Annotated in this window: 21 protein-coding genes; 18 read left to right on the top strand and 3 right to left on the bottom strand. The window is 67.2% G+C overall.

Annotated elements, in window-relative coordinates:
• Nucleotides 1-104 precede the first annotated feature (104 nt).
• From FOS14_RS01600 to FOS14_RS01550, 10 genes are all read left to right on the top strand, one after another.
• Nucleotides 105-356 (top strand): hypothetical protein, encoded by a 252-nt coding sequence (locus FOS14_RS01600; protein WP_221936637.1) that lies wholly within the window; start codon nucleotides 105-107, stop codon nucleotides 354-356.
• A 159-nt stretch (nucleotides 357-515) separates the two neighbouring features.
• Nucleotides 516-959, top strand: coding sequence for a 50S ribosomal protein L13 (gene rplM, locus FOS14_RS01595; RefSeq protein ID WP_143768492.1), 444 nt, complete (start codon nucleotides 516-518; stop codon nucleotides 957-959).
• Nucleotides 960-1,012: 53 nt separating this feature from the next.
• Nucleotides 1,013-1,462, top strand: coding sequence for a 30S ribosomal protein S9 (gene rpsI / locus FOS14_RS01590; protein ID WP_370512147.1), 450 nt, complete (start codon nucleotides 1,013-1,015; stop codon nucleotides 1,460-1,462).
• Nucleotides 1,463-1,585: 123 nt separating this feature from the next.
• Nucleotides 1,586-2,920, top strand: a complete 1,335-nt coding sequence (gene glmM / locus FOS14_RS01585) for a phosphoglucosamine mutase (RefSeq protein WP_143768490.1) — start codon at nucleotides 1,586-1,588, stop codon at nucleotides 2,918-2,920.
• A gap of 82 nt (nucleotides 2,921-3,002) precedes the next feature.
• Nucleotides 3,003-3,218, top strand: coding sequence for a hypothetical protein (locus FOS14_RS01580; RefSeq protein WP_143768489.1), 216 nt, complete (start codon nucleotides 3,003-3,005; stop codon nucleotides 3,216-3,218).
• Nucleotides 3,215-4,447, top strand: a complete 1,233-nt coding sequence (locus FOS14_RS01575) for a hypothetical protein (RefSeq protein WP_143768488.1) — start codon at nucleotides 3,215-3,217, stop codon at nucleotides 4,445-4,447. The genes FOS14_RS01580 and FOS14_RS01575 overlap by 4 nt, the downstream gene beginning before the upstream one ends.
• Before the next feature lie 154 nt (nucleotides 4,448-4,601).
• Nucleotides 4,602-6,056 carry a hypothetical protein gene (locus tag FOS14_RS25390; RefSeq protein ID WP_185981561.1) on the top strand — a complete coding sequence of 485 codons (1,455 nt, stop codon included), beginning with the start codon at nucleotides 4,602-4,604 and terminating at the stop codon, nucleotides 6,054-6,056.
• Between the two features lie 92 nt (nucleotides 6,057-6,148).
• Nucleotides 6,149-6,445 (top strand): hypothetical protein, encoded by a 297-nt coding sequence (locus FOS14_RS01560; protein WP_143768486.1) that lies wholly within the window; start codon nucleotides 6,149-6,151, stop codon nucleotides 6,443-6,445.
• Complete coding sequence (locus tag FOS14_RS01555) at nucleotides 6,442-7,854, top strand: hypothetical protein (protein WP_143768485.1); 1,413 nt, start codon at nucleotides 6,442-6,444, stop codon at nucleotides 7,852-7,854. Before FOS14_RS01560 ends, FOS14_RS01555 begins: the two co-directional genes overlap by 4 nt.
• Nucleotides 7,851-8,048, top strand: a complete 198-nt coding sequence (locus FOS14_RS01550) for a hypothetical protein (protein WP_143768484.1) — start codon at nucleotides 7,851-7,853, stop codon at nucleotides 8,046-8,048. The genes FOS14_RS01555 and FOS14_RS01550 overlap by 4 nt, the downstream gene beginning before the upstream one ends.
• Here FOS14_RS01550 and FOS14_RS01545 read toward each other — a convergent pair.
• The gene (locus FOS14_RS01545) at nucleotides 8,021-8,875 is read right to left on the bottom strand and encodes a dienelactone hydrolase family protein (protein WP_185981560.1); all 855 of its coding nucleotides are present in this window, start codon (nucleotides 8,873-8,875) and stop codon (nucleotides 8,021-8,023) included. The two genes, FOS14_RS01550 and FOS14_RS01545, sit on opposite strands and share 28 nt — an antisense overlap.
• A gap of 83 nt (nucleotides 8,876-8,958) precedes the next feature.
• Here FOS14_RS01545 and glmS point away from each other — a divergent pair, with 83 nt between their 5' ends.
• On the top strand, nucleotides 8,959-10,827 hold the full coding sequence (glmS, locus tag FOS14_RS01540; protein ID WP_143768483.1) for a glutamine--fructose-6-phosphate transaminase (isomerizing): 1,869 nt from the start codon (nucleotides 8,959-8,961) through the stop codon (nucleotides 10,825-10,827).
• Nucleotides 10,828-10,832: 5 nt separating this feature from the next.
• Here the strand turns inward: glmS and FOS14_RS01535 are convergent, their stop codons facing one another.
• The gene (locus tag FOS14_RS01535) at nucleotides 10,833-11,264 is read right to left on the bottom strand and encodes a cupredoxin family copper-binding protein (protein WP_143768482.1); all 432 of its coding nucleotides are present in this window, start codon (nucleotides 11,262-11,264) and stop codon (nucleotides 10,833-10,835) included.
• 37 nt (nucleotides 11,265-11,301) lie between these two features.
• Between FOS14_RS01535 and FOS14_RS01530 the strand changes: the two genes are divergently transcribed.
• Genes FOS14_RS01530 through tsaD form a run of 6 tightly spaced genes read left to right on the top strand, consistent with a single transcriptional unit; the run spans nucleotide 11,302 to nucleotide 16,545 of the window.
• Nucleotides 11,302-12,783: an NAD(P)H-hydrate dehydratase gene (locus FOS14_RS01530; protein ID WP_143768481.1), complete on the top strand. Its 1,482-nt coding sequence runs from the start codon at nucleotides 11,302-11,304 to the stop codon at nucleotides 12,781-12,783.
• Nucleotides 12,762-13,958 (top strand): alanine racemase, encoded by a 1,197-nt coding sequence (gene alr / locus FOS14_RS01525; RefSeq protein ID WP_143768480.1) that lies wholly within the window; start codon nucleotides 12,762-12,764, stop codon nucleotides 13,956-13,958. The genes FOS14_RS01530 and alr overlap by 22 nt, the downstream gene beginning before the upstream one ends.
• Nucleotides 13,951-14,412, top strand: coding sequence for a tRNA (adenosine(37)-N6)-threonylcarbamoyltransferase complex ATPase subunit type 1 TsaE (tsaE, locus tag FOS14_RS01520; RefSeq protein ID WP_143768479.1), 462 nt, complete (start codon nucleotides 13,951-13,953; stop codon nucleotides 14,410-14,412). The genes alr and tsaE overlap by 8 nt, the downstream gene beginning before the upstream one ends.
• Entirely contained in the window at nucleotides 14,409-15,047 is a 639-nt protein-coding gene (tsaB, locus tag FOS14_RS01515) for a tRNA (adenosine(37)-N6)-threonylcarbamoyltransferase complex dimerization subunit type 1 TsaB (RefSeq protein ID WP_143768623.1), read from the top strand. Before tsaE ends, tsaB begins: the two co-directional genes overlap by 4 nt.
• Complete coding sequence (rimI, locus tag FOS14_RS01510) at nucleotides 15,044-15,517, top strand: ribosomal protein S18-alanine N-acetyltransferase (protein ID WP_143768478.1); 474 nt, start codon at nucleotides 15,044-15,046, stop codon at nucleotides 15,515-15,517. The genes tsaB and rimI overlap by 4 nt, the downstream gene beginning before the upstream one ends.
• The gene (gene tsaD, locus FOS14_RS01505; RefSeq protein ID WP_143768477.1) at nucleotides 15,514-16,545 is read left to right on the top strand and encodes a tRNA (adenosine(37)-N6)-threonylcarbamoyltransferase complex transferase subunit TsaD; all 1,032 of its coding nucleotides are present in this window, start codon (nucleotides 15,514-15,516) and stop codon (nucleotides 16,543-16,545) included. Before rimI ends, tsaD begins: the two co-directional genes overlap by 4 nt.
• Here the strand turns inward: tsaD and FOS14_RS01500 are convergent.
• Nucleotides 16,542-18,074 (bottom strand): Hsp70 family protein, encoded by a 1,533-nt coding sequence (locus FOS14_RS01500; RefSeq protein WP_185981559.1) that lies wholly within the window; start codon nucleotides 18,072-18,074, stop codon nucleotides 16,542-16,544. The two genes, tsaD and FOS14_RS01500, sit on opposite strands and share 4 nt — an antisense overlap.
• Nucleotides 18,075-18,419: 345 nt before the next feature.
• On the opposite strand from FOS14_RS01500, the gene groES reads away from it, so the two are divergent.
• On the top strand, nucleotides 18,420-18,722 hold the full coding sequence (gene groES, locus FOS14_RS01495; RefSeq protein ID WP_143768475.1) for a co-chaperone GroES: 303 nt from the start codon (nucleotides 18,420-18,422) through the stop codon (nucleotides 18,720-18,722).
• Nucleotides 18,723-18,761 lie beyond the last annotated feature (39 nt).

The following is an 18,761-nucleotide window of genomic DNA, read 5'->3' as shown; positions in this document are numbered from 1 at the left end:
GCTGGGACGGGTCGTGGGCAAGGACATGACCGGCCCTTGCTGCTCACAATTGTCGCCGCATCCAGCACGACACGCCTGCCACAATGCGAGCCCGGATTCTCGCCGTGGCTACCATGACCCAGATTTCTCCGCAGATACGGCGAAGGAGTGACGCGGTGGGCATGGGCTCGAGCGACGTCGGGGCACACCTGTTTGCCTTGCAACCCCAGATCGGGGGCAGTGGCTGGGAATGGAATGCATTCACCTATGCCCTCGTGGCATTGCTGGGTATCTGCGTCTTGATTGTGGTCCTGAACAAATTGCTCGACATCCGCGATGCACGTCGGGTGAAGGCCGACCTCGATAGTTCGCTTTGACCTGCGCGTCCAGCGGCCGGTATCGTTGCCCGTTGGCGTTCGGTACGCCGGGTGTTTTCTGCCCTGTGTAAAGCGAGTCCCGCGTCTCCACCGGCCGGCGGGAGCCACTCGACCATGTTCGCCTGGCTGGCACCACCATCGAAGAGACAGGGAAGCTCTGTGCCTACGTACAGCCCGAAGGCGGGTGACGTGACCCGTCAGTGGCACGTCATCGATGCCACTGACGTAGTGCTCGGCCGTCTCGCCGTGCAGGCAGCGAACTTGCTGCGCGGTAAGAACAAGCCGACCTACGCCCCTAACGTCGACGGCGGCGATTACGTCGTCATCATTAACGCCGACAAGGTCGCCATCAGCGCGAACAAGCGCGACTACGTGCGCCTTTACCGTCACTCCGGCCACCCGGGCGGGCTCAAGTCCCGCACGCTGGGCGAGGCCATGGATACCCGTCCCGACCGGGTGGTGCAGAAGGCCGTTACCGGCATGCTGCCGAAGAACAAGCTGGGCCGTTCGATCAGCCGCAAGCTCAAGGTGTACGCGGGCCCGGATCACCCCCACACTGCGCAGCAGCCAGTGCCCTTCGAGATCAAGCAGGTGGCCCAGTGACCGCACCGGACGAACTGAACCTGAACGACGCCGCTGAAGAGACCGCCGTCGAAATTGTCTCGGAGGAGTACCTGGAGCCCGAACCGGCTTCGGTCCCGCAGGCCCCGATCGTGATCGACCGTCCGGTGCAGACCGTCGGCCGCCGCAAGGAAGCTGTGGTTCGGGTCCGGCTGCTGCCGGGCACCGGCCAGTTCGTACTCAACGGACGGACCCTCGAGGACTACTTCCCCAACAAGGTGCACCAGCAGCTGGTCAAGGCCCCGCTGGTGACGGTCGAGCGCACCGAGAGCTTCGATGTGCACGCTCGCCTGCACGGCGGCGGCCCGTCGGGTCAGGCTGGCGCGTTGCGCCTGGCCATCGCCCGTGCGCTCGTCGAGGTCACCGCGGAGGACCGTCCGGCGCTCAAGCGGGCCGGCTTCCTCACGCGTGACCCGCGTGCCACCGAGCGCAAGAAGTACGGTCTGAAGAAGGCGCGCAAGGCGCCGCAGTACTCGAAGCGCTGATTTATCGCTCGAGTTATCGTCCACGGGAGTGGGCGTCCGACACTTCGGGCGCCTGCTCCCGTGTCGTATTTGCGCATCCGGCGCTCGCGCGCGGGGTACCTGTGTGTCTGAGGAGTAGTGCGAGTGGGTCGACTGTTCGGAACCGATGGCGTACGCGGACTGGCCAACGAGTTGCTCAGTCCCGAGTTGGCGCTGAGGATCGCCGGTGCCGCCGCAGAAACGCTGTCGCGACCCGGCACCGAGCATTCGGTCGCGGTCCTCGGGCGTGACCCGCGGGCGAGCGGGGAGATGCTCGAGGCTGCGGTGACCGCGGGCCTCACCGCGGCGGGGATGGACGTGATCAACGTCGGTGTTCTGCCGACCCCGGCCGTCGCCTATCTGACCGGCGTTTACGATGCCTGCCTCGGCATCATGATCTCCGCGTCGCACAACCCGATGCCGGACAACGGAATCAAGATCTTCGCTGCCGGTGGGCACAAACTCGAGGATGACGTCGAGGATCGCATCGAAGCCGCGATGGAGATCGGCAACCCGCCGCGGCCCACGGGCGCGGCGATCGGGCGTGTGCGCAACGTCCACGATGAGGCGGCGGCAAAGTACCTGGCCAGGCTCGCCGAAGCCGTACCTGCGCGCGTCGATGGGTTGACGGTGGTCGTCGACTGTGCACACGGCGCCGCGTCGGAAATCGCGCCGGCTGCGTATCGGGCGGCCGGTGCGCACGTCATCGCGATCAACGCCGAGCCGGATGGTCTCAACATCAACGACGGGTGCGGCTCGACCCACCTCGACCAGATCCGGCGTGCCGTGGTCGAGGCGGGCGCCGATATCGGTATCGCCCATGACGGCGACGCCGACCGTTGCCTCGCGGTCGACGCCTCGGGCGCGATCATCGACGGCGACGCGATCATGGCCGTGCTCGCGATTGCCATGGCCGAAACGGGCGAGCTCGCGCACAACACACTGGTCGCCACGGTGATGAGCAACCTGGGCCTGCATATCGCCATGCGCGCCGCCGGGGTCGCCGTGCGCACCACGGCGGTCGGCGACCGGTATGTGCTGGAAGAACTGCGCAACGGCGAGTACAGCCTCGGTGGCGAGCAGTCCGGGCACGTGGTGCTGCCCAAGTACGGAACCACCGGCGACGGCATCCTCACCGGACTGCGGCTGCTGCACCGGATGGGCCAGACCGGCAAGCCGATCGCCGAATTGGCGGGCGTGGTTCAGACGTTGCCGCAGGTGTTGGTGAACGTCCGGGTCAGCGATAAAGCCGTGGTCGCCGCGCATCCCAGCGTTGCCGAGGCTGTTTCCGCTGCCGAGCTGCGTCTCGGCGACGCCGGCCGAGTGCTGTTGCGGCCCAGCGGAACTGAGCAACTGGTGCGCGTCATGGTCGAGGCGTCGGACACGGAAACGGCCCAGCGGGTCGCCGACGAACTGGCCGGCATAGTCGCCTCCGTTTAGCTGCGAACGCCTCCGGTCGTTGCTGCTTTTGTGATGCAATCGCGGTAGGGGAGTCGGAGTTCGCAGAACACGGGAGGGCTCGGTGAGCGCACGCGAAGACCTCGAACTCGCGATCGGTGACCAGGTGGCCGTGCTGGACAAACTCACCGAGTCGGAATGCGCCGAGCTTTTGGCGATGCTCGAGATTGCCCGTCGCGACGAGCGGCAGGCGCTCGATGAATCCATCGACGGAGTTTTGGCCGCACTGCCCTGGCCGCTGCGCAGGCCCGCGAAGAAGATCATGTTCGGTGACCTATGAGCGAGCTGGTCACCAAGGCGCAGGTGGAACTGGTGGCGCGCACGTTGCATGTCCCAGTGGAAAAGGTGTCGTTTCTGGAGCGGCTCAGCGCCGATGAGGTGCACGACCTGCAAACCAGGATGTCCTACCGGATCTTCGATGACCATGCCGAGAAGTTCCGACGGTTGTGCATGCTGGTGCCGATCGTGCCGCTGAGCATTGCCCTGCCCATCGTGCAGGCGGTGGTGCCGCCGATGATGGGCGGTCGTGCCGGTGGAGCGATCGGATTGGTGCATCCGAAGAAGGCGGTCGCCGCGATCACGATGCTGGATCCGGCCTACGCCGCGGCGGCTGCGCCCTATCTCGACCCGCGCGCCGTGGAGCGACTCGCCCATTTGGCACCGCCGAAACCGATCGTCGACATCGCCAACGAGATCCTGCGGTTGCACGACTACACCACCGCGGGTTTGTTCGTCGACTTCGCGACGCCCGAGTTGATTCGCGCCGTCGAGGAGGGTGTGCAGGACGATGAGGGACTGCTTTTCGCGGGCTCGTATGTGCGCTCTGGTGTGACGGTCAGCTACGTGGTGCGCGAAATACTGCAGTCCTCGCCCGGCCGGATCGGGCGTATGGTCCGATCCGTGGCGGCCGGGTCGACGCAGCTGCGGCTGGCGGCGCTCTCGGTGATATCCCGGTTGGACGCGGATCTGATCGCAGTCGTCGGCAAGACCATGTTCGACGAGATAGAACCTAAGGCCATCGCCGACCTTCTACGGTGCTTCATCGACGAGGGAGCGGCGGTCGAGTTGTTGCGGTTCGCCGAACATCTCGAGCCGCCGACGTTGCACCAGCTTGCCGCTAATCCGCTCTTCGAAAACGAGCGGATGCTCCCGCTCATGATCGACGAGCTGGTCGCCGGTGGTCAGACCGATGCCTGGCGCGGTGCGCTCGTGGTTGCCGAATACAGCGATGACGAACTGCGGCGCCGCATCGGCGAGACGCTCGCCAGGGCCGGTACGCGGGCCGCGGGTGGGCTGCTCGACGCGATCGTCGACGGCGATTTGTGGGAAGCGTTTTTTGACCTGTTGGCCGTGCAGGACGACAACGTGCGCAACGCGATTGCCCGGCAATGCGCCGAGGCGATGAACGACGCACAGCGTCAACATCTCGACGATTATCTGACGACTCGAACGCTCGATCCGCGGAATGAGCCTGCGGTCGAAATCCTGCGACTACGCCCGGTTTGGTAACGGTTCGATTAAAGCGACCACGGGGTATGTGGTGTGGGTAACAAACCGGTCGCATTGCCGATTGTTTAGCAAACCCATGTGCGTCCTTTGTCGGAAGGAACATCTGATGGCCAAGCATCGGCAGCGTGTTGCGCTAGGTCGGTCGAGAAAGGTAATGGTTGCCAGTGCCGCGACGGTTGGCGTTCTCGGTGCGGGTTCGGCCACAGGGATGGCAGACGCGGCACCGACGCCCAGCGCGGCGGACTTCGGCTTCTCCGCCTTCTTCTCCTCGTTGTTCACGGTTACCCCACCGGTAACGACGACTCCGTCGACTCCGGCGCCGATCGCCACCAACCCGCTGCTCTCGCTATTCGGAGTAGGAACCGGCACGCCGGTCTTGGGCCTGGTCGGTCCCGGCGGACTCCTGGTGGGGGACGGTGGTCCGGGCCAGAACGGCGGGTTACTGGTCGGCAACGGGGGCGCCGGTGGTCCGGGCCAGAATGGCGGAAATGCGGGCCTGGTCGGTAACGGAGGCGCCGGTGGTCCTGGGCTGATGCCGGGCCAGGCAGGTGGCAACGGCGGACTCGGCGGACTGCTGGTTGGTAACGGCGGCGCAGGCGGCATGGGTGGTTTGGGCGCGGCCGGCGGTAATGGCGGCAACGCCGGTCTGCTCCTCGGCAATGGCGGCGTCGGCGGGGCCGGGGGCGCCGGTGTGGCCGGGCTCGCGGGCGTCAATCCATCCGCCGGCAGCGCCGCAAACGGGACATCGCTTGGCGACGGCAACGGCGCGACGATCGGGGGTTACGCCGTTGGCGCCAACGCCGGTAATGGTGCAAACGGCACTGCACCAGGGGTTTCCGGTGGAAATGGCGGCAATATCGCTAATGGCAATGGCGCGAATATCGCAGGGATTTCGGTCGGCGGAAACGCCGGCGACGGGGGCAACGGTGGACAAGGCGCGAACGGCGGCAATGGCGGCAGCATCGCCGACAGCAACGGCCTGACGATCGGTGGATACGCCCAGGGTGGCAATGCCGGAAACGGCGGGGCCGGCGGTCAAGGTACCGCCGGCGGCGCCGGCGGAACCGGGGGTGCCGGCGGTAAGGGCGGCAATGGTGCCTCGTTGGTGGGTAGCGGCGGAGCCGGGGGTACCGGCGGCGCCGGAGGTAGCGGCGGGGCCGGTGCTGTCGGCGGAAATGGCGGTAATGGCGGCAACATTGGCAAAGACAACGGTGGTTCCATAGGTGGATTCGCTATTGGCGGCAATGCAGGCAACGGCGGCGCTGGCGGTACTGGTGGCGCCGGCGGTGCGGGCGGCAATGGTGGTGCCGGCGGCGCCGGGGGCACCAGTGGGCTTCTCGGGCTCAGCGGTCCGGGCGGTGCTGGTGGCGCCAACGGCGCCGGTGGAATCGGCGGTGCCGGCGGTAACGGTGGGACCGCCGGCACAATCGGCACCGGCAACGGTGGGTACTGCTGTGGCGGCTTCGCTTTCCCTGGCCAAAACGGCCAAGCCGGGACGCCCGGAACGTCGGGGCCGACCGGCGCCACGGGACTCCCGGGAGCGACGGGTCCGACCGGTGGCGGCGGGTTCTTTGGCGGACCAAGCTTTGGAACCGGATTTCCGTTCTGACGGGCACTCCCACGGAACCACCACGACCACGAGTGCGTCCATCTCGATAGGGGCCAACCTGGCCTGCTGAGGACTCGGGATGGGGGCGGTTCATGAACGTGGATGTGGCGAAGGTACGCGAGATTGCGGACTCCTTGGTTACTTCTGCCGAGGAGTTGCGCGGTGGCCAAACCGCAATGCATCACTGCCGTTTTGGTCCCGCGCACACCGGCGCGCAGTACGCGGACGCGGGCCGGCGAATCGATGACGGCCTCGTGCGAGTTTCCGAATTGCTTACCCACTGGCATGGCGCGACCGAATTCACTGCCGCAACGTTGCGCGCGATGGTGGATCGAATTGTCGCTGAAGACGAGGAGAGCGCGACCACCATCGGACGGGCGGTGCGGTGAGAGCCGGAGGCGGCGACGTCAGATCCAGCAGCGACATTTTGGACACCGGCGTCCACGGACTTCGACACGTCCAGGAACTCGCGGCACGCTACCTCCGCATCGCACCGGACGGATACACACCGGAGCAGTTGCGCGAATCCTATGACGAGCAGCGCGGAGTTAACCTCGGCCAGCTGGCCCACGCGGCAGCCGCGGTGGAACAGGCCAACTTGGCTGCGTGCGAACATTATTCGCGACAGGATGGGCTGGCGGATGAGTTGGCCTCCGCCTGGGTCGACGGCTCGGCGCCCGTGCCGCGTATCGCCCGCGTGGCCGGGGTTACGACAACACTGGACAATGCCGCCGCGGCATTCGGGGCGGCGGCGACCGCTCTGCATTCGGTTGTGCAACGCAAGGCCGACACCGCGGCGTCCTTTGCCTCCGACCACATCGCCGGGGCCACCTTGGCGGATGTCGACGGCGTCATCGCGGCTGCGGACACGGGGCGCGTTACCGATCCAGTCTTACGGCTGTTCCCGCAGCTCACGGCCGACGAGTCCGCAGCAGCGGAACAAGTGGCGCAGTTGTGCAGTGATTGGCTGAGCAATGTCTTCGCGCCGCGAGCTGAGGCGATCCTGACCGGCTTCATGCAGCTGTGCCAGCACACCGACGACGCGGTGCGGACCATCCTCGCAACGCTTGGTGATGCGCTGTCCGAGGTGGACGACAGTTCCGAACAGGAGCGTGATGACACCGGTGCGAGCACGCAACCCTCGGACGGCGACACGACTACCGCCAGCGACTCCGGTGCGGCCACCGGCGGCGCCTTTGACGGCATCGGCGAGACCATCGTGAGCCTCATCGACGAGTTCACCCCGGTGGCGGTCGAGGCGATCAAGGCCGGTGGCCAAGTAGCACAAGCGCTTTCGGAGACCGTCCTCGACACGATCACCGCGATCGGTGACCAGATCGCTGAGCACGCACCAGACGATCCAGAGCAGGTACCCGGTGATGACTCGCCGCCAAGCGGCAACCAACCACCGCCGGAGCAGACCGGTGCCGCCGCCACCGGCCCCGATCCTGCGCCCGCGATCGAATTCGATGTGCCGGGGACGCATGTGCGGATTGCGGAGGCGACCGGCGGAGAAGTGAGTCTTGACGTGACCGGCGCTGATGGTCATGCCGAGACCTACACCTTGCAGTTCGGCCGCGACGGCACGCCGACCATCGCCCCCGAGGTTCCGGCAACCGCACCGCCGGTTGGCGAGGTGCCGCAAGCGCCGCCACCAGCGCCCAATCCGGTGCCGCCGGTATTAGCGGCACAGTCGGCGCGGCGCACCACATCTGAGGAATCCGCTCCGCCCGCGGCACCGGCACCCGCCCCGCCGCCAGACGTCGGCGCCATCCTTGCCGAGGCCGGCCCGCTGTGACGTATGCCGACATCATCGAGCACATCGCCGCAGAACACCGGCAAGCCTGCGCCCGCATCCAGGCCGAGGCAACGGCGGCGGCGCGGTCGATGACCAAAACAGGCGCGGCGGCCGATCGACGCCGTGCGCCGAAGGCGCAGCAGACCGAGGATCCGGACGAGATCTGCTATCGACCCAAGAGTTGGCTGACCTGACCCAGTCGACCGCGATGCTCCTCGTCCTGAGGCGCATGTGGGTCGATGACATGCGTTTTGGGCACCGTGGCGTCGGGGTCGGCGAAGTCGCTGTAGGTCTTGTCCGCGGTCAACGTGTACAGCAAGAAGCCGGTCAACAGCGCTCGCGTCGCCTTTTGCGTCTTCTTGTCGGCTTTGCCGGCACCGAGCGCGGCGAGGACGCGTCGGCCCTCGGCGAGGCCGTTGTGGCTGGCCTTGTCGACCGCGCGCAACACCGCGTCGCCACCCCAGGCGGCCGCGAGTTTGGCCGCGTTCGCATCCGGTCCGTCGATATCGGAGGCCGCGGCAACGATCAGGCCCGGCGCTTTCACCTCCGGCGCCACGGACTCGGCCGCCGGTGAGGTCGGTGCCGGGTACAGCGCGGCCACCGCCGCAACGGGACGCCGCGCCGCGGCCAGTACTGCAGCCCCACCGCCCATGCCGTGGCCGGCGAATGCGAGCCGCTCCCGGTTGACGCTGATGTCACCGGCGCCCAGCCGGACGCCGGTGCAAATGTCCAGGCAGGTTCGCAGGTCCGCGGCCAGTCCGACGTGCGAAGGCATCGGGCCGCGCTCATTGTTCGGCGCCACCGCGACGATTCCCCAGGACGCCAGATGCTCGAGCAACGTCCGATAGTTGTCGGCGCCCGCGAGCCAGCCGTGTGCAAACGCAACCGCGGGCAGTCCGAGCCCGGATCCGGGCGTGTAGACCACTCCCGGCTGGCCGGCAATTGCCAGGTCACCGCGCAATACGCGATGCGGACCGCGATTGGCCAGTTTTGACATCAACGCCTTGACGGAGGATGACACGGACAAGACGTTATCCGACCGAGCGTCGCACCGTGGCCGGACGGTGCGCGAGCGGGCCCGCAATCCCAGTACGCTGGAGCACCATGTGCGGAATCGTGGGTTATGTCGGCCACCGCGCCGCCTTGGACGTAGTGGTCGAGGCATTGCGCCGAATGGAGTACCGCGGTTACGACTCCGCTGGGATCGCGATCCTCGACGGTCACGGTGGATTGGCCGTCGAACGCAAGGCGGGCCGGTTGGCCAACCTCGAGGCAGAACTCGCCGAGGCGGGCCGCGAACGTTTCGCCGGTACCACCGGCATCGGCCACACCCGCTGGGCGACGCACGGCGGTCCAACCGACCGCAACGCGCACCCGCACCGCGACACGGCTGGCAAGATCGCCGTAGTCCACAACGGCATCATCGAAAACTTCGCGCCGCTGCGCGCCGAACTCGAACACGACGGTGTCGAATTCTCCAGCGACACCGACACCGAGGTTGCGGTGCAGATGCTCGCGCGTGCGTATCACGACGGACCGACGGCTGGCGATTTCGTGGGCAGCGCGCTTTCGGTGCTGCGGCGCCTCGAGGGCCACTTCACGCTGGTGTTCGCCCACGCCGACCACCCGGACATGATCGTGGCGGCGCGTCGCTCCACGCCGCTGGTCGTCGGCCTTGGCGACGGCGAAACGTTCGTCGGTTCCGATGTCGCGGCGTTCATCGAGCACACCCGCAATGCCGTGGAGCTCGGCCAGGACCAGGTAGTGGTGATCCGTGCCGACGGTCACACAATCCTCGACTTCGACGGCAACGACGACGAAGTCAACTCCCGGCACTTCAAGATCGACTGGGATCTCGCGGCCGCAGAAAAGGGTGGCCACGACTACTTCATGCTCAAGGAGATCGAAGAACAGCCGGCCGCTGTCGGCGACACGCTGCTCGGGCACTTCGCCGACGGCAAGATCGTGCTCGACGAGCAGCGACTCTCCGATCAAGAACTGCGCGATGTCGACAAGGTGTTCGTCGTCGCCTGTGGCAGTGCCTATCACTCCGGTCTGGTCGCCAAGTACGCGATCGAGCACTGGACACGGCTTCCCGTCGAGGTGGAACTCGCCAGCGAATTCCGTTACCGGGATCCGGTCCTGGACCGCTCCACGCTGGTCGTCGCGATATCGCAGTCCGGTGAAACGGCGGACACCCTCGAGGCGGTCCGCCATGCGAAGACTCAGAAAGCCCGCGTGCTGGCCGTGTGCAACACCAACGGCGCACAGATCCCGCGCGAGTCCGACGCGGTGCTCTACACCCGGGCCGGGCCGGAGATCGGCGTCGCCTCCACCAAGGCGTTCCTTGCGCAGGTGACGGCGAATTACCTGGTCGGCCTTGCGTTGGCGCAGGCACGCGGCACCAAGTACCCCGACGAGGTTGCCCACGAATTCGCCGAGTTGGAGGCGATGCCGAAGCTGATCGATCGGGTGCTCGAAACCGTTGAACCGGTGCGGGCGCTAGCGCGTGAGCTGGCGCATTCCACGACCGTGCTGTTCTTGGGTCGCCACGTCGGCTATCCGGTGGCGCTCGAGGGTGCGCTGAAGCTCAAGGAGCTGGCCTACATGCACGCCGAGGGCTTCGCCGCCGGCGAGCTCAAGCACGGCCCGATCGCACTCATCGAGGAAGGCCTGCCGGTGATGGTGGTGATGCCCTCGCCGAAGGGCCGGGCCGTGCTGCATGCCAAGCTGCTCAGCAACATCCGCGAGATCCAGGCGCGTGGCGCGCGAACGATCGTCATCGCCGAGGAAGGCGATGAGACGGTCCGGCCGTTCGCGGACCACCTCATCGAGATCCCGGCGGCGCCGACGCTGCTGCAACCGCTGCTGTCCACGGTCCCGCTGCAGGTGTTCGCGGCCGAGGTCGCCCAAGCCCGCGGCTACGACGTGGACAAGCCGCGCAACCTGGCGAAGTCGGTCACTGTCGAATAGCTTCGCTACGGCTTGACGACGACCGTGCCCTTCATCTGCGGGTGCAGGCTGCAGATGTAGTCGAAAGTGCCGGCAGTGTCGAAGGTGTGGCTGTAGGTGCCGTCGCGCTGGATCGGACTGTCGATACCCATGCCGACGTCGCGCAGGCCGGAAACTGTGTGCGGGATGCCGTTGTCGTCGAACTTCCAGGTGACGGTCTGTCCGACCTTGATCGTCACCGTCGCCGGTGAGAACTTCATGTCCTTGACTTCGACGGTCGCCGCCGCTGCCGCAGCCTGTGACGTTGCGGTCGGGGCCGAGGTGGCAACGCCCGGCACGGTGGAACTCGGCGCTGACTTCGATTCGTCATTGGGCGAGCAGGCCGACACAACAGCCACCGCTGCGAGGGTTGCTATGGGTAGCGTGAGAAGACGTCGCAGCGAATGGTCGCGGTTCATGGGGAAAGCGTAAACGGCCCGGCGGTTGGTGGAGAGGATGCGCTACTACTACACGGCGGATGAGGTACGAACCGCCGAAGCGGAATTGTTCACCCGCGTGCCCGAGGGCGTGCCCATGCAGCGGGCCTCGACCGGCCTCGCGGTCGCCGTCGCGGCAGAACTGCGCCGGCGCACCGGCGGCATCGTCGGGCGGCGGGTCACGCTGTTGGTCGGCTCGGGCGACAACGGCGGGGACGTGCTGTTCGCTGGTTCAATGCTGCGACGTCGCGGCGCCGCCGTCACCGCGATACTTCTGAAGCCGGACCGCGCCCACGTCAAAGGCCTTGCTGCGCTTCGTAATTCGGGTGGTCGAGTGGGCTCGACGCTGGACGGTCCGGAGCTGGTCATCGACGGAATCGTCGGCATTTCCGGCAAGGGGCCGCTGCGCCCGGACGCCGCCGAACTCGTCGCCAAGATACGCGCCCCGATCGTCGCTGCCGACCTGCCCAGTGGTGTCGACCCGGACACGGGTGCGGTCGCTGGTCCGGCCGTTCGCGCGGACGTCACAGTCACATTCGGCGCCTATAAACGCGTCCACGTGCTCGCGGCACCGCAGTGCGGTCGAGTGGAGCTGGTGCCCATCGGGCTGCGCCTGGACCCGTCGGGGCTGGGCGCGCTGGACGCCGACGAGGTCGGGCGGCTGTGGCCCGTGCCTGGCCCGCACGACGACAAATACTCCCAAGGCGTGGTTGGGATCAGTGCCGGAAGCGAGAAGTATCCGGGTGCGGCGGTGCTGTGCAGCGGCGCCGCGGTGGCCGCGACCTCGGGAATGGTCCGCTATGCCGGGTCGGCCGCGGTCCAGGTCCTCGCGCGCTATCCCGAAGTTGTTGCGGCACCAGACATCGAGTCTGCTGGCCGGGTCCAGGCCTGGGTCATCGGACCCGGCGGTGGCACCGGTGATGAGACGCGCGAGCGGTTGGCACTGGTCCTCGGCTCGGACCTCCCGGTGCTCATCGACGCGGACGGGCTCACCGTCCTGGCCGAACACAGTGAGCTTGTTCGTGGTCGATCGGCGCCCACAGTGTTGACCCCGCACGCCGGCGAGTTCGCCCGTCTCACCGGCGAAGAGGTCGGTGCCGATCGCGTTGCTGCCGTGACCGGACTCGCCGCCGACTGGGGAGTAACCGTGTTGCTGAAGGGCCGCGCCACGGTGATCGCATCGCCAACCGGTCAGGTGCTGGTCAACGAAGCCGGCGGGTCGTGGGCGTCGACCGCCGGGGCCGGCGATGTGCTCTCCGGCATCATCGGGTCGTTACTGGCCGCTGGCCTGGATCCGGCCGTCGCGGCAGCTGCGGGGGCACGGGCACACGCGCTGGCGGCGAACTTGGCCGCCCACGATGGCGGTGCCGTCGGCGCGCCGATCTCCGCGCTGCCGTTGCTCGACCGGGTCCGCGACGCCGTGCGGACCTTGCGCGCGCAAGCTCACGGCAGGCCAGATTCGGAACAAACGCGGCAACAATGGCAAACTCGAAAGCCGTGAGCACCGACAAGCCGACCACCCAGTCCCGGGCCGGCGTGTCGCAAATCGAGGCGGTCATCGACCTCGATGCGATCGCGCATAACACGCGGATCCTCGTCGAGCACGCGGGTCCGGCCCGGGTCATGGCCGTGGTGAAGGCAGACGGCTACAACCACGGCGCGGTCGAGGTCAGTCGTGCCGCTCTTGCCGCCGGAGCCGCCGAGCTCGGTGTGACGACCATCTCCGAGGCGCTCGAATTGCGGTCCGCGGGCATCGACGCCCCGATCCTGTGCTGGCTGAACACCGCGGACGCCGACTACGCCGCTGCCATCGCCGCGGACATCGAAATCGGGGTTTCCTCGGTCAAGCATCTGCAGGCCGTGGCCGACGCGGCACGCGCCATCAGCACGACGGCGACGGTGACCATCAAGGTCGACACCGGTTTGAACCGCAATGGCGCGTCGATGCAGGAATATCCGTTGGTGCTCGCCGAATTGCAGCGGCTCACGGCGGAGGGGACCGCGCGGCTGCGCGCTATCTTCTCCCACCTTGCCCACGCCGACGAACCGCATCACCCGGTGATCGACAAACAGAAGCAGCGGTTCGAGGATGCGATCGCGGCGGCGCGCGCGGCGGGCCTCGACCCCGAGGTGACCCACCTCGCGAATTCGGCGGCCACGCTGACCCGCACAGACCTGCGCTTCGACATGGTTCGGCCGGGCATCGCGATATATGGACTCTCGCCGGTTCCCGAGCTCGGCAATTTCGGGTTGCGGCCCGCGATGACGTTGCGGGCCCGGGTTGCCCTCGTCAAGGAGGTCGCTGCGGGCGAGGGCGTCTCTTACGGGCACGACTGGGTCGCGCCGCACGACACAGTCGTGGCGCTGCTGCCGCTCGGTTACGCCGACGGGCTGCCGAGGGCGCTGAGCGGACGGTTCGAGGTCCTGCTCGGTGGCGCGCGGCGGCCGGGAATCGGGCGGGTGTGCATGGACCAGGTGGTCGTCGATCTCGGCCCAGGCGCTACCGATGTCCAAGAGGGCGACGAGGCCGTCTTCTTCGGCAATGGTGAGGCCGGGGAGCCCGTGGCCCAGGACTGGGCGGACATGCTGCACACGATTCACTACGAGATAGTCACCGCCGTGCGCGGCCGCACGGCTCGGCGTTTCACCGGCGGGGGCGAGCTGGGCGTTGGGTGAGGTGCGGCTGGCAACGACTGCCGACACCGAGGCGTTCGGCCGTGAGCTGGCCGAGCAGCTGCGGGCCGGCGATCTGGTGATTCTCGACGGTCCGCTGGGCGCCGGAAAGACCGCGCTGGCGCGCGGAATTGCTGCCGGGCTCGGCGTCTCAGGCCGGGTGAGCTCGCCGACGTTCACGATCGCGCGCCAGCACCGAGCCGGTAACCGGGGCGGCGACTTGGAGCCGGTCGCAATGGTGCACGTCGACGCTTATCGGTTGCACGACAGCGCAAGCCCACTCGATGAGCTCGACGCTCTGGACCTCGACACCGATCTCGAGCATGCGGTGGTCGTGGTGGAGTGGGGTGCGGGCATGGTGGAACACTTGGCAACGCGGCATCTGTGGGTGCGGCTGCGCCGCGAACCGGACACCGAAGTCCGTGCCGTCGAATGGGAATGGGTCAATCCGTCATGATCGTGCTGGCTATCGACACCTCCACACCGGCCGTGACGGCCGGGCTGGTCGATGTCGGCTCCGCCTCGACCCCGTTGGTCACCCGGGTGAAAGTGGATGCCCGCGCGCATGCCGAACTGCTCACCCCGCAGATCCAGCAGTGTCTGGCCGAAACGTCGCTGCGACCCGCTGACGTGCACGCGGTCGTGGTGGGTTGTGGTCCCGGCCCGTTCACCGGCCTGCGTGTCGGAATGGCTACGGCCGCTGCGTTTGCCGATGCACTGAACATTCCCGTCCACGGCGTGTGCAGTCTGGATGCGATCGCCGCTGACGTTGCCACCGATCGAGAACTCTTGGTAGTGACCGATGCTCGGCGTCGAGAGGTGTATTGGTCCCGCTACCGCAACGGGATTCGCGTTGACGGCCCCGGCGTGTGCAAGCCGCACGACTTGGATGTGGAGTTGGCCGAAATGATCGCCGGTTCACCGCTGTTCGTGGATCTGTTCGATCTGCCGGTGCAGCCGGTGGAGAGTCCCTCGCCCGTCGGTCTGGTCCGGGTGGCTGCCTCGCGCCTCGCGGGCACTGACCCGGAACCACTTGTGCCGTTGTATCTTCGGCGGCCCGACGCCGTGGAGCGAGCGGTGCCGAGTCGATGAGTGTGTGCATTGTGCCGATGGCCGACACCCATGTAGACGAGTGCGCCAAGCTGGAGCTCGAGTTGTTTCCGGGTGACTCACCATGGAGTGCCTCGGCTTTCCGTTCGGAACTGACGCATAGCGGCAACCGCTATTTCGTGGCGCTCGACGACGCGACGGTTGTCGGGTATGCAGGAATTGCGTTGCGCGGCAGCACGTTCTTTCCCGAGTCCGAGGTGCACACGATTGCCGTTGCCGGCAACTACCGGCGATTCGGGCTGGGTTCGCAGCTGCTGCGCCTGCTGCTCGTTGCCGCCGAGAGTCACGGCGGTGCAGTGTTTTTGGAAGTGCGCACGGATAATGATGCGGCCATTGCGCTGTACCGAAAGTTCGGTTTCGACATCGTGGGAACTCGGCCGAACTATTACCAGCCCAGCGGCGCCGACGCTTTCACGATGCGCCGTGAACCAGTCGCGGAGTCAGTGTCATGATCGTCATGGGTATCGAAAGTTCTTGTGATGAAACGGGAGTCGGCATCGTCCGGTGGCGCGGGGACGGCACGTGCGAACTGCTCGCCGACGAAGTGGCCTCCAGCGTCGACCAGCATGCCCGTTTCGGTGGGGTGGTCCCGGAGGTAGCATCGCGTGCCCATCTCGAGGCGATAGTGCCGACGATGCGTCGCGCGCTCGCCGCGGCGGGCGTCGAAAAGCCCGACGCACTCGCGGTCACCATCGGGCCCGGACTCGCCGGCGCATTGCTGGTCGGTGTCGCCGCGGCGAAAGCCTATGCGCTGGCGTGGGACGTGCCGTTCTACGCGGTCAACCATCTCGGCGGGCATGTCGCGGTGGACACGCTCGAGCACGGTCCGATGCCGCCGTGTGTGGCCCTGCTGGTCTCCGGCGGGCACACCCACCTGCTCCACGTGCGGGATTTGGGGCAGCCGATCGCCGAACTCGGCAGCACCGTCGATGACGCGGCCGGTGAAGCCTTCGACAAGGTGGCCCGGCTGCTCGGGCTCGGATTTCCGGGTGGTCCAGCGCTCGACAGGGCGGCGCAGCACGGTGATCCGCGCGCCATAGGTTTCCCGCGCGGCATGACCGGCCCGCGCGATGCCCCCTACGACTTCTCCTTCTCCGGCCTCAAAACGGCGGTCGCCCGATACGTCGAAGGCAAACAGCGCGCCGACGAACCCTTGCCCATTGCCGACATCGCGGCCAGCTTTCAAGAGGCGGTCGCCGATGTACTGACCCGCAAGGCGCTTCGCGCCGTCGAGGACACCGGAGTGAATACCCTCGTGCTCGGCGGTGGCGCCACCGCGAATTCGCGGATCCGGTCGTTGGCCGAGGAACGCTGCGCCGCTGCCGGCATTACCCTGCGCGTGCCGAAACCGCGGCTGTGCACGGACAACGGCGTGATGATCGCCTCGCTGGGGGCGCACATCATTGCCGGTGGTGCCGCACCGTCCGAACTGGGCGTCGCTTCGGATCCTGGCCTGTCTGTAGGCGTCAGCCAGCTTTAGCCGGTCGATCCGGTGTTCGGCCAGCCCATCCGCGGCGCTGGCGCGTTCGGCGCCACCTGTGGCCGTTGTTGCTGCGGCTCGACTGGCGCGGGGGAGACCACGGGTGCGGGGGTGTTCGTCGCGGAACCGGAGAAGCCGTTCGGTGCTGCGGGTGCCGCGCTGGTCGGCGGTGCCGCCGTGGTGCTCGTTGTCTCTGGCGAGGTCGACTGCCCCGGGAACCACTGCTGAATCTGCGGCCACGGAACTTCGGGCAGGCCCGGACCGGGGCGCAGGGTGGGTGTGGACGTCTTCGGCGACGTGGTCGTCGTGGTGGTAACGCCGGCCGTTGTCGTCGGTAGCGGGGCGGATTCGGTCGTGTGACCGGTCTGTCCCGGGTCGCCGTCCCAGCCCGGATAGTCGCTGGTTGGCGGTGTGGGGGTGTGCCGGCTCTGCACCGGCATGGCCGGCGGCGGCGCTGCCGTCGTTGTCGCGACCGCACTGGTCGGCCGCGCCACCGTCGTGGCCGCCGGCGCCAAATCGGGCGTGGTGCCTGCCGCGGACAGCGCTTGCACCCCGTAGCCGACGAGCAGTCCGATGACCACGACAGCGCCGAGTAAAGCGCCCGCCACCTTGGCGAAGGTGCCCACCGGGTGATCGGCTGGCATGCTCACCACCGGGTATCGCACTGGGCCGACGGAATCAGCCATCAGCGCGGCGCCCTTGGCGATCACCGCCTCCGGCTCGTCAACGAGCAGCACCGGCAAGCCGAGTCGGTCCACGAGCGCGTGGTGGAGGCCGGGCGTGTACGCGCCGCCGCCGATGACCACAATCAGCTGCGGGCGTTGTGGCGCCGCCTCGCTGACGCGTTGGGTGAACTCCGCTGCCCCCTGCAGCATCGGCGCGATCAGTTCTTCGAACTCGTCGCGGCGCAACCGGATCTGCCCGGAATCGACGGTGTCGATGGTGGCGGCATCGCTGTTGGACAGCGCTTCCTTGGCGGCACGTGCCCGCGCCGCCAGATACTCCCGGTCCGCTCGACGGCCGCGGTGTTCGGCCAGCGCGGTCAGCCGGGCCGTGACCAGATCGTCGATCGCTGCGCCACTGATGTTGTCGGTGCGTTCGGTTGTCGTGGTGGTTCCGTCGACCTGGTTGAGGACGGTGACTGTGCACCCGGTCGCGCCGACATCCATGATGGCGATCGTCTCGTGCTGTGCGACCTCGCCGGTGCTGCGCAGATACGTCAGCGCGGCCGCGGTCTCCGGCACCAGTTGCAGGTCCCGCCGGCGTCCGCCGGCGGCAGCGCGGACCGCCTGTTCCTGTTCGGCGCTGCGGTAAGCCACCGCTATGCCGCCCGGCTGCACGGCCCGGCTGGGGAGCTGGGTGGTCATCAGATCGATCGAGGAGGCAACCAGATCGCCGGTGTCGGTGTTGGCTTGATCGTCCGCGGCGATCATCCGGTATTCGAAGGTGCGCACGCCGTTGGGTGTGGTGGTGACGAGGGCCGAGCAGACAACGTCGTTGCCTACGGACACGCCCAGAGCCGTTCTCATCATCCACCTCCCGTCGTTTGGGTGATGTTGGCCTTGCCGCGGTGCGGCGTTGCCGTCGCGTCCTTCCTTGCCTATCGCGGCCACCCCTTCGGCCGTTATCCGAACGTTACACAACGCATCGAAGCAAAGAAAACCGTCCGCGCGTCCGAGACGCACCAATTAAGCAGACTCGGACCTTGAGCGCTGGCACTCGCATGTATAGAGTGCTAGGTGACGCTGCGCAGGTCCGGCACCCGCGACGACGGGTCTGCACTGGGTCAACATCGTGAAGGACAACACTGTTGATTACTCGTAAGTTCGGGATTTCCGGACTTACGGAAACCCCATGAAAGTGGAGGGCTCATCGTGGCGAGCGTGAACATCAAGCCGCTCGAGGACAAGATCCTCGTCCAGGCCAACGAGGCCGAGACGACGACCGCCTCCGGCCTGGTTATTCCCGACACGGCGAAGGAGAAGCCCCAGGAGGGCACCGTCGTCGCAGTCGGACCGGGCCGGTGGGACGAAGACGGTGACAAGCGCATCCCGCTGGACGTGCAGGAAGGCGACACCGTCATCTACAGCAAGTACGGCGGCACCGAGATCAAGTACGCCGGTCAGGAGTACCTGATCCTGTCGGCGCGTGACGTGCTCGCCGTCGTTACCAAGTAACTGGCCGACGAAATCGCCCAGCACATCCGCCCTGGAGTC

The sequence above is a fragment of the Skermania sp. ID1734 genome (assembly GCF_007489285.1).
In the GTDB taxonomy this organism is placed as follows: domain Bacteria; phylum Actinomycetota; class Actinomycetes; order Mycobacteriales; family Mycobacteriaceae; genus ID1734.
The sequence above is the reverse complement of the archived record's forward strand: the minus strand, read 5'-3'. Positions and strand labels throughout refer to the sequence as shown.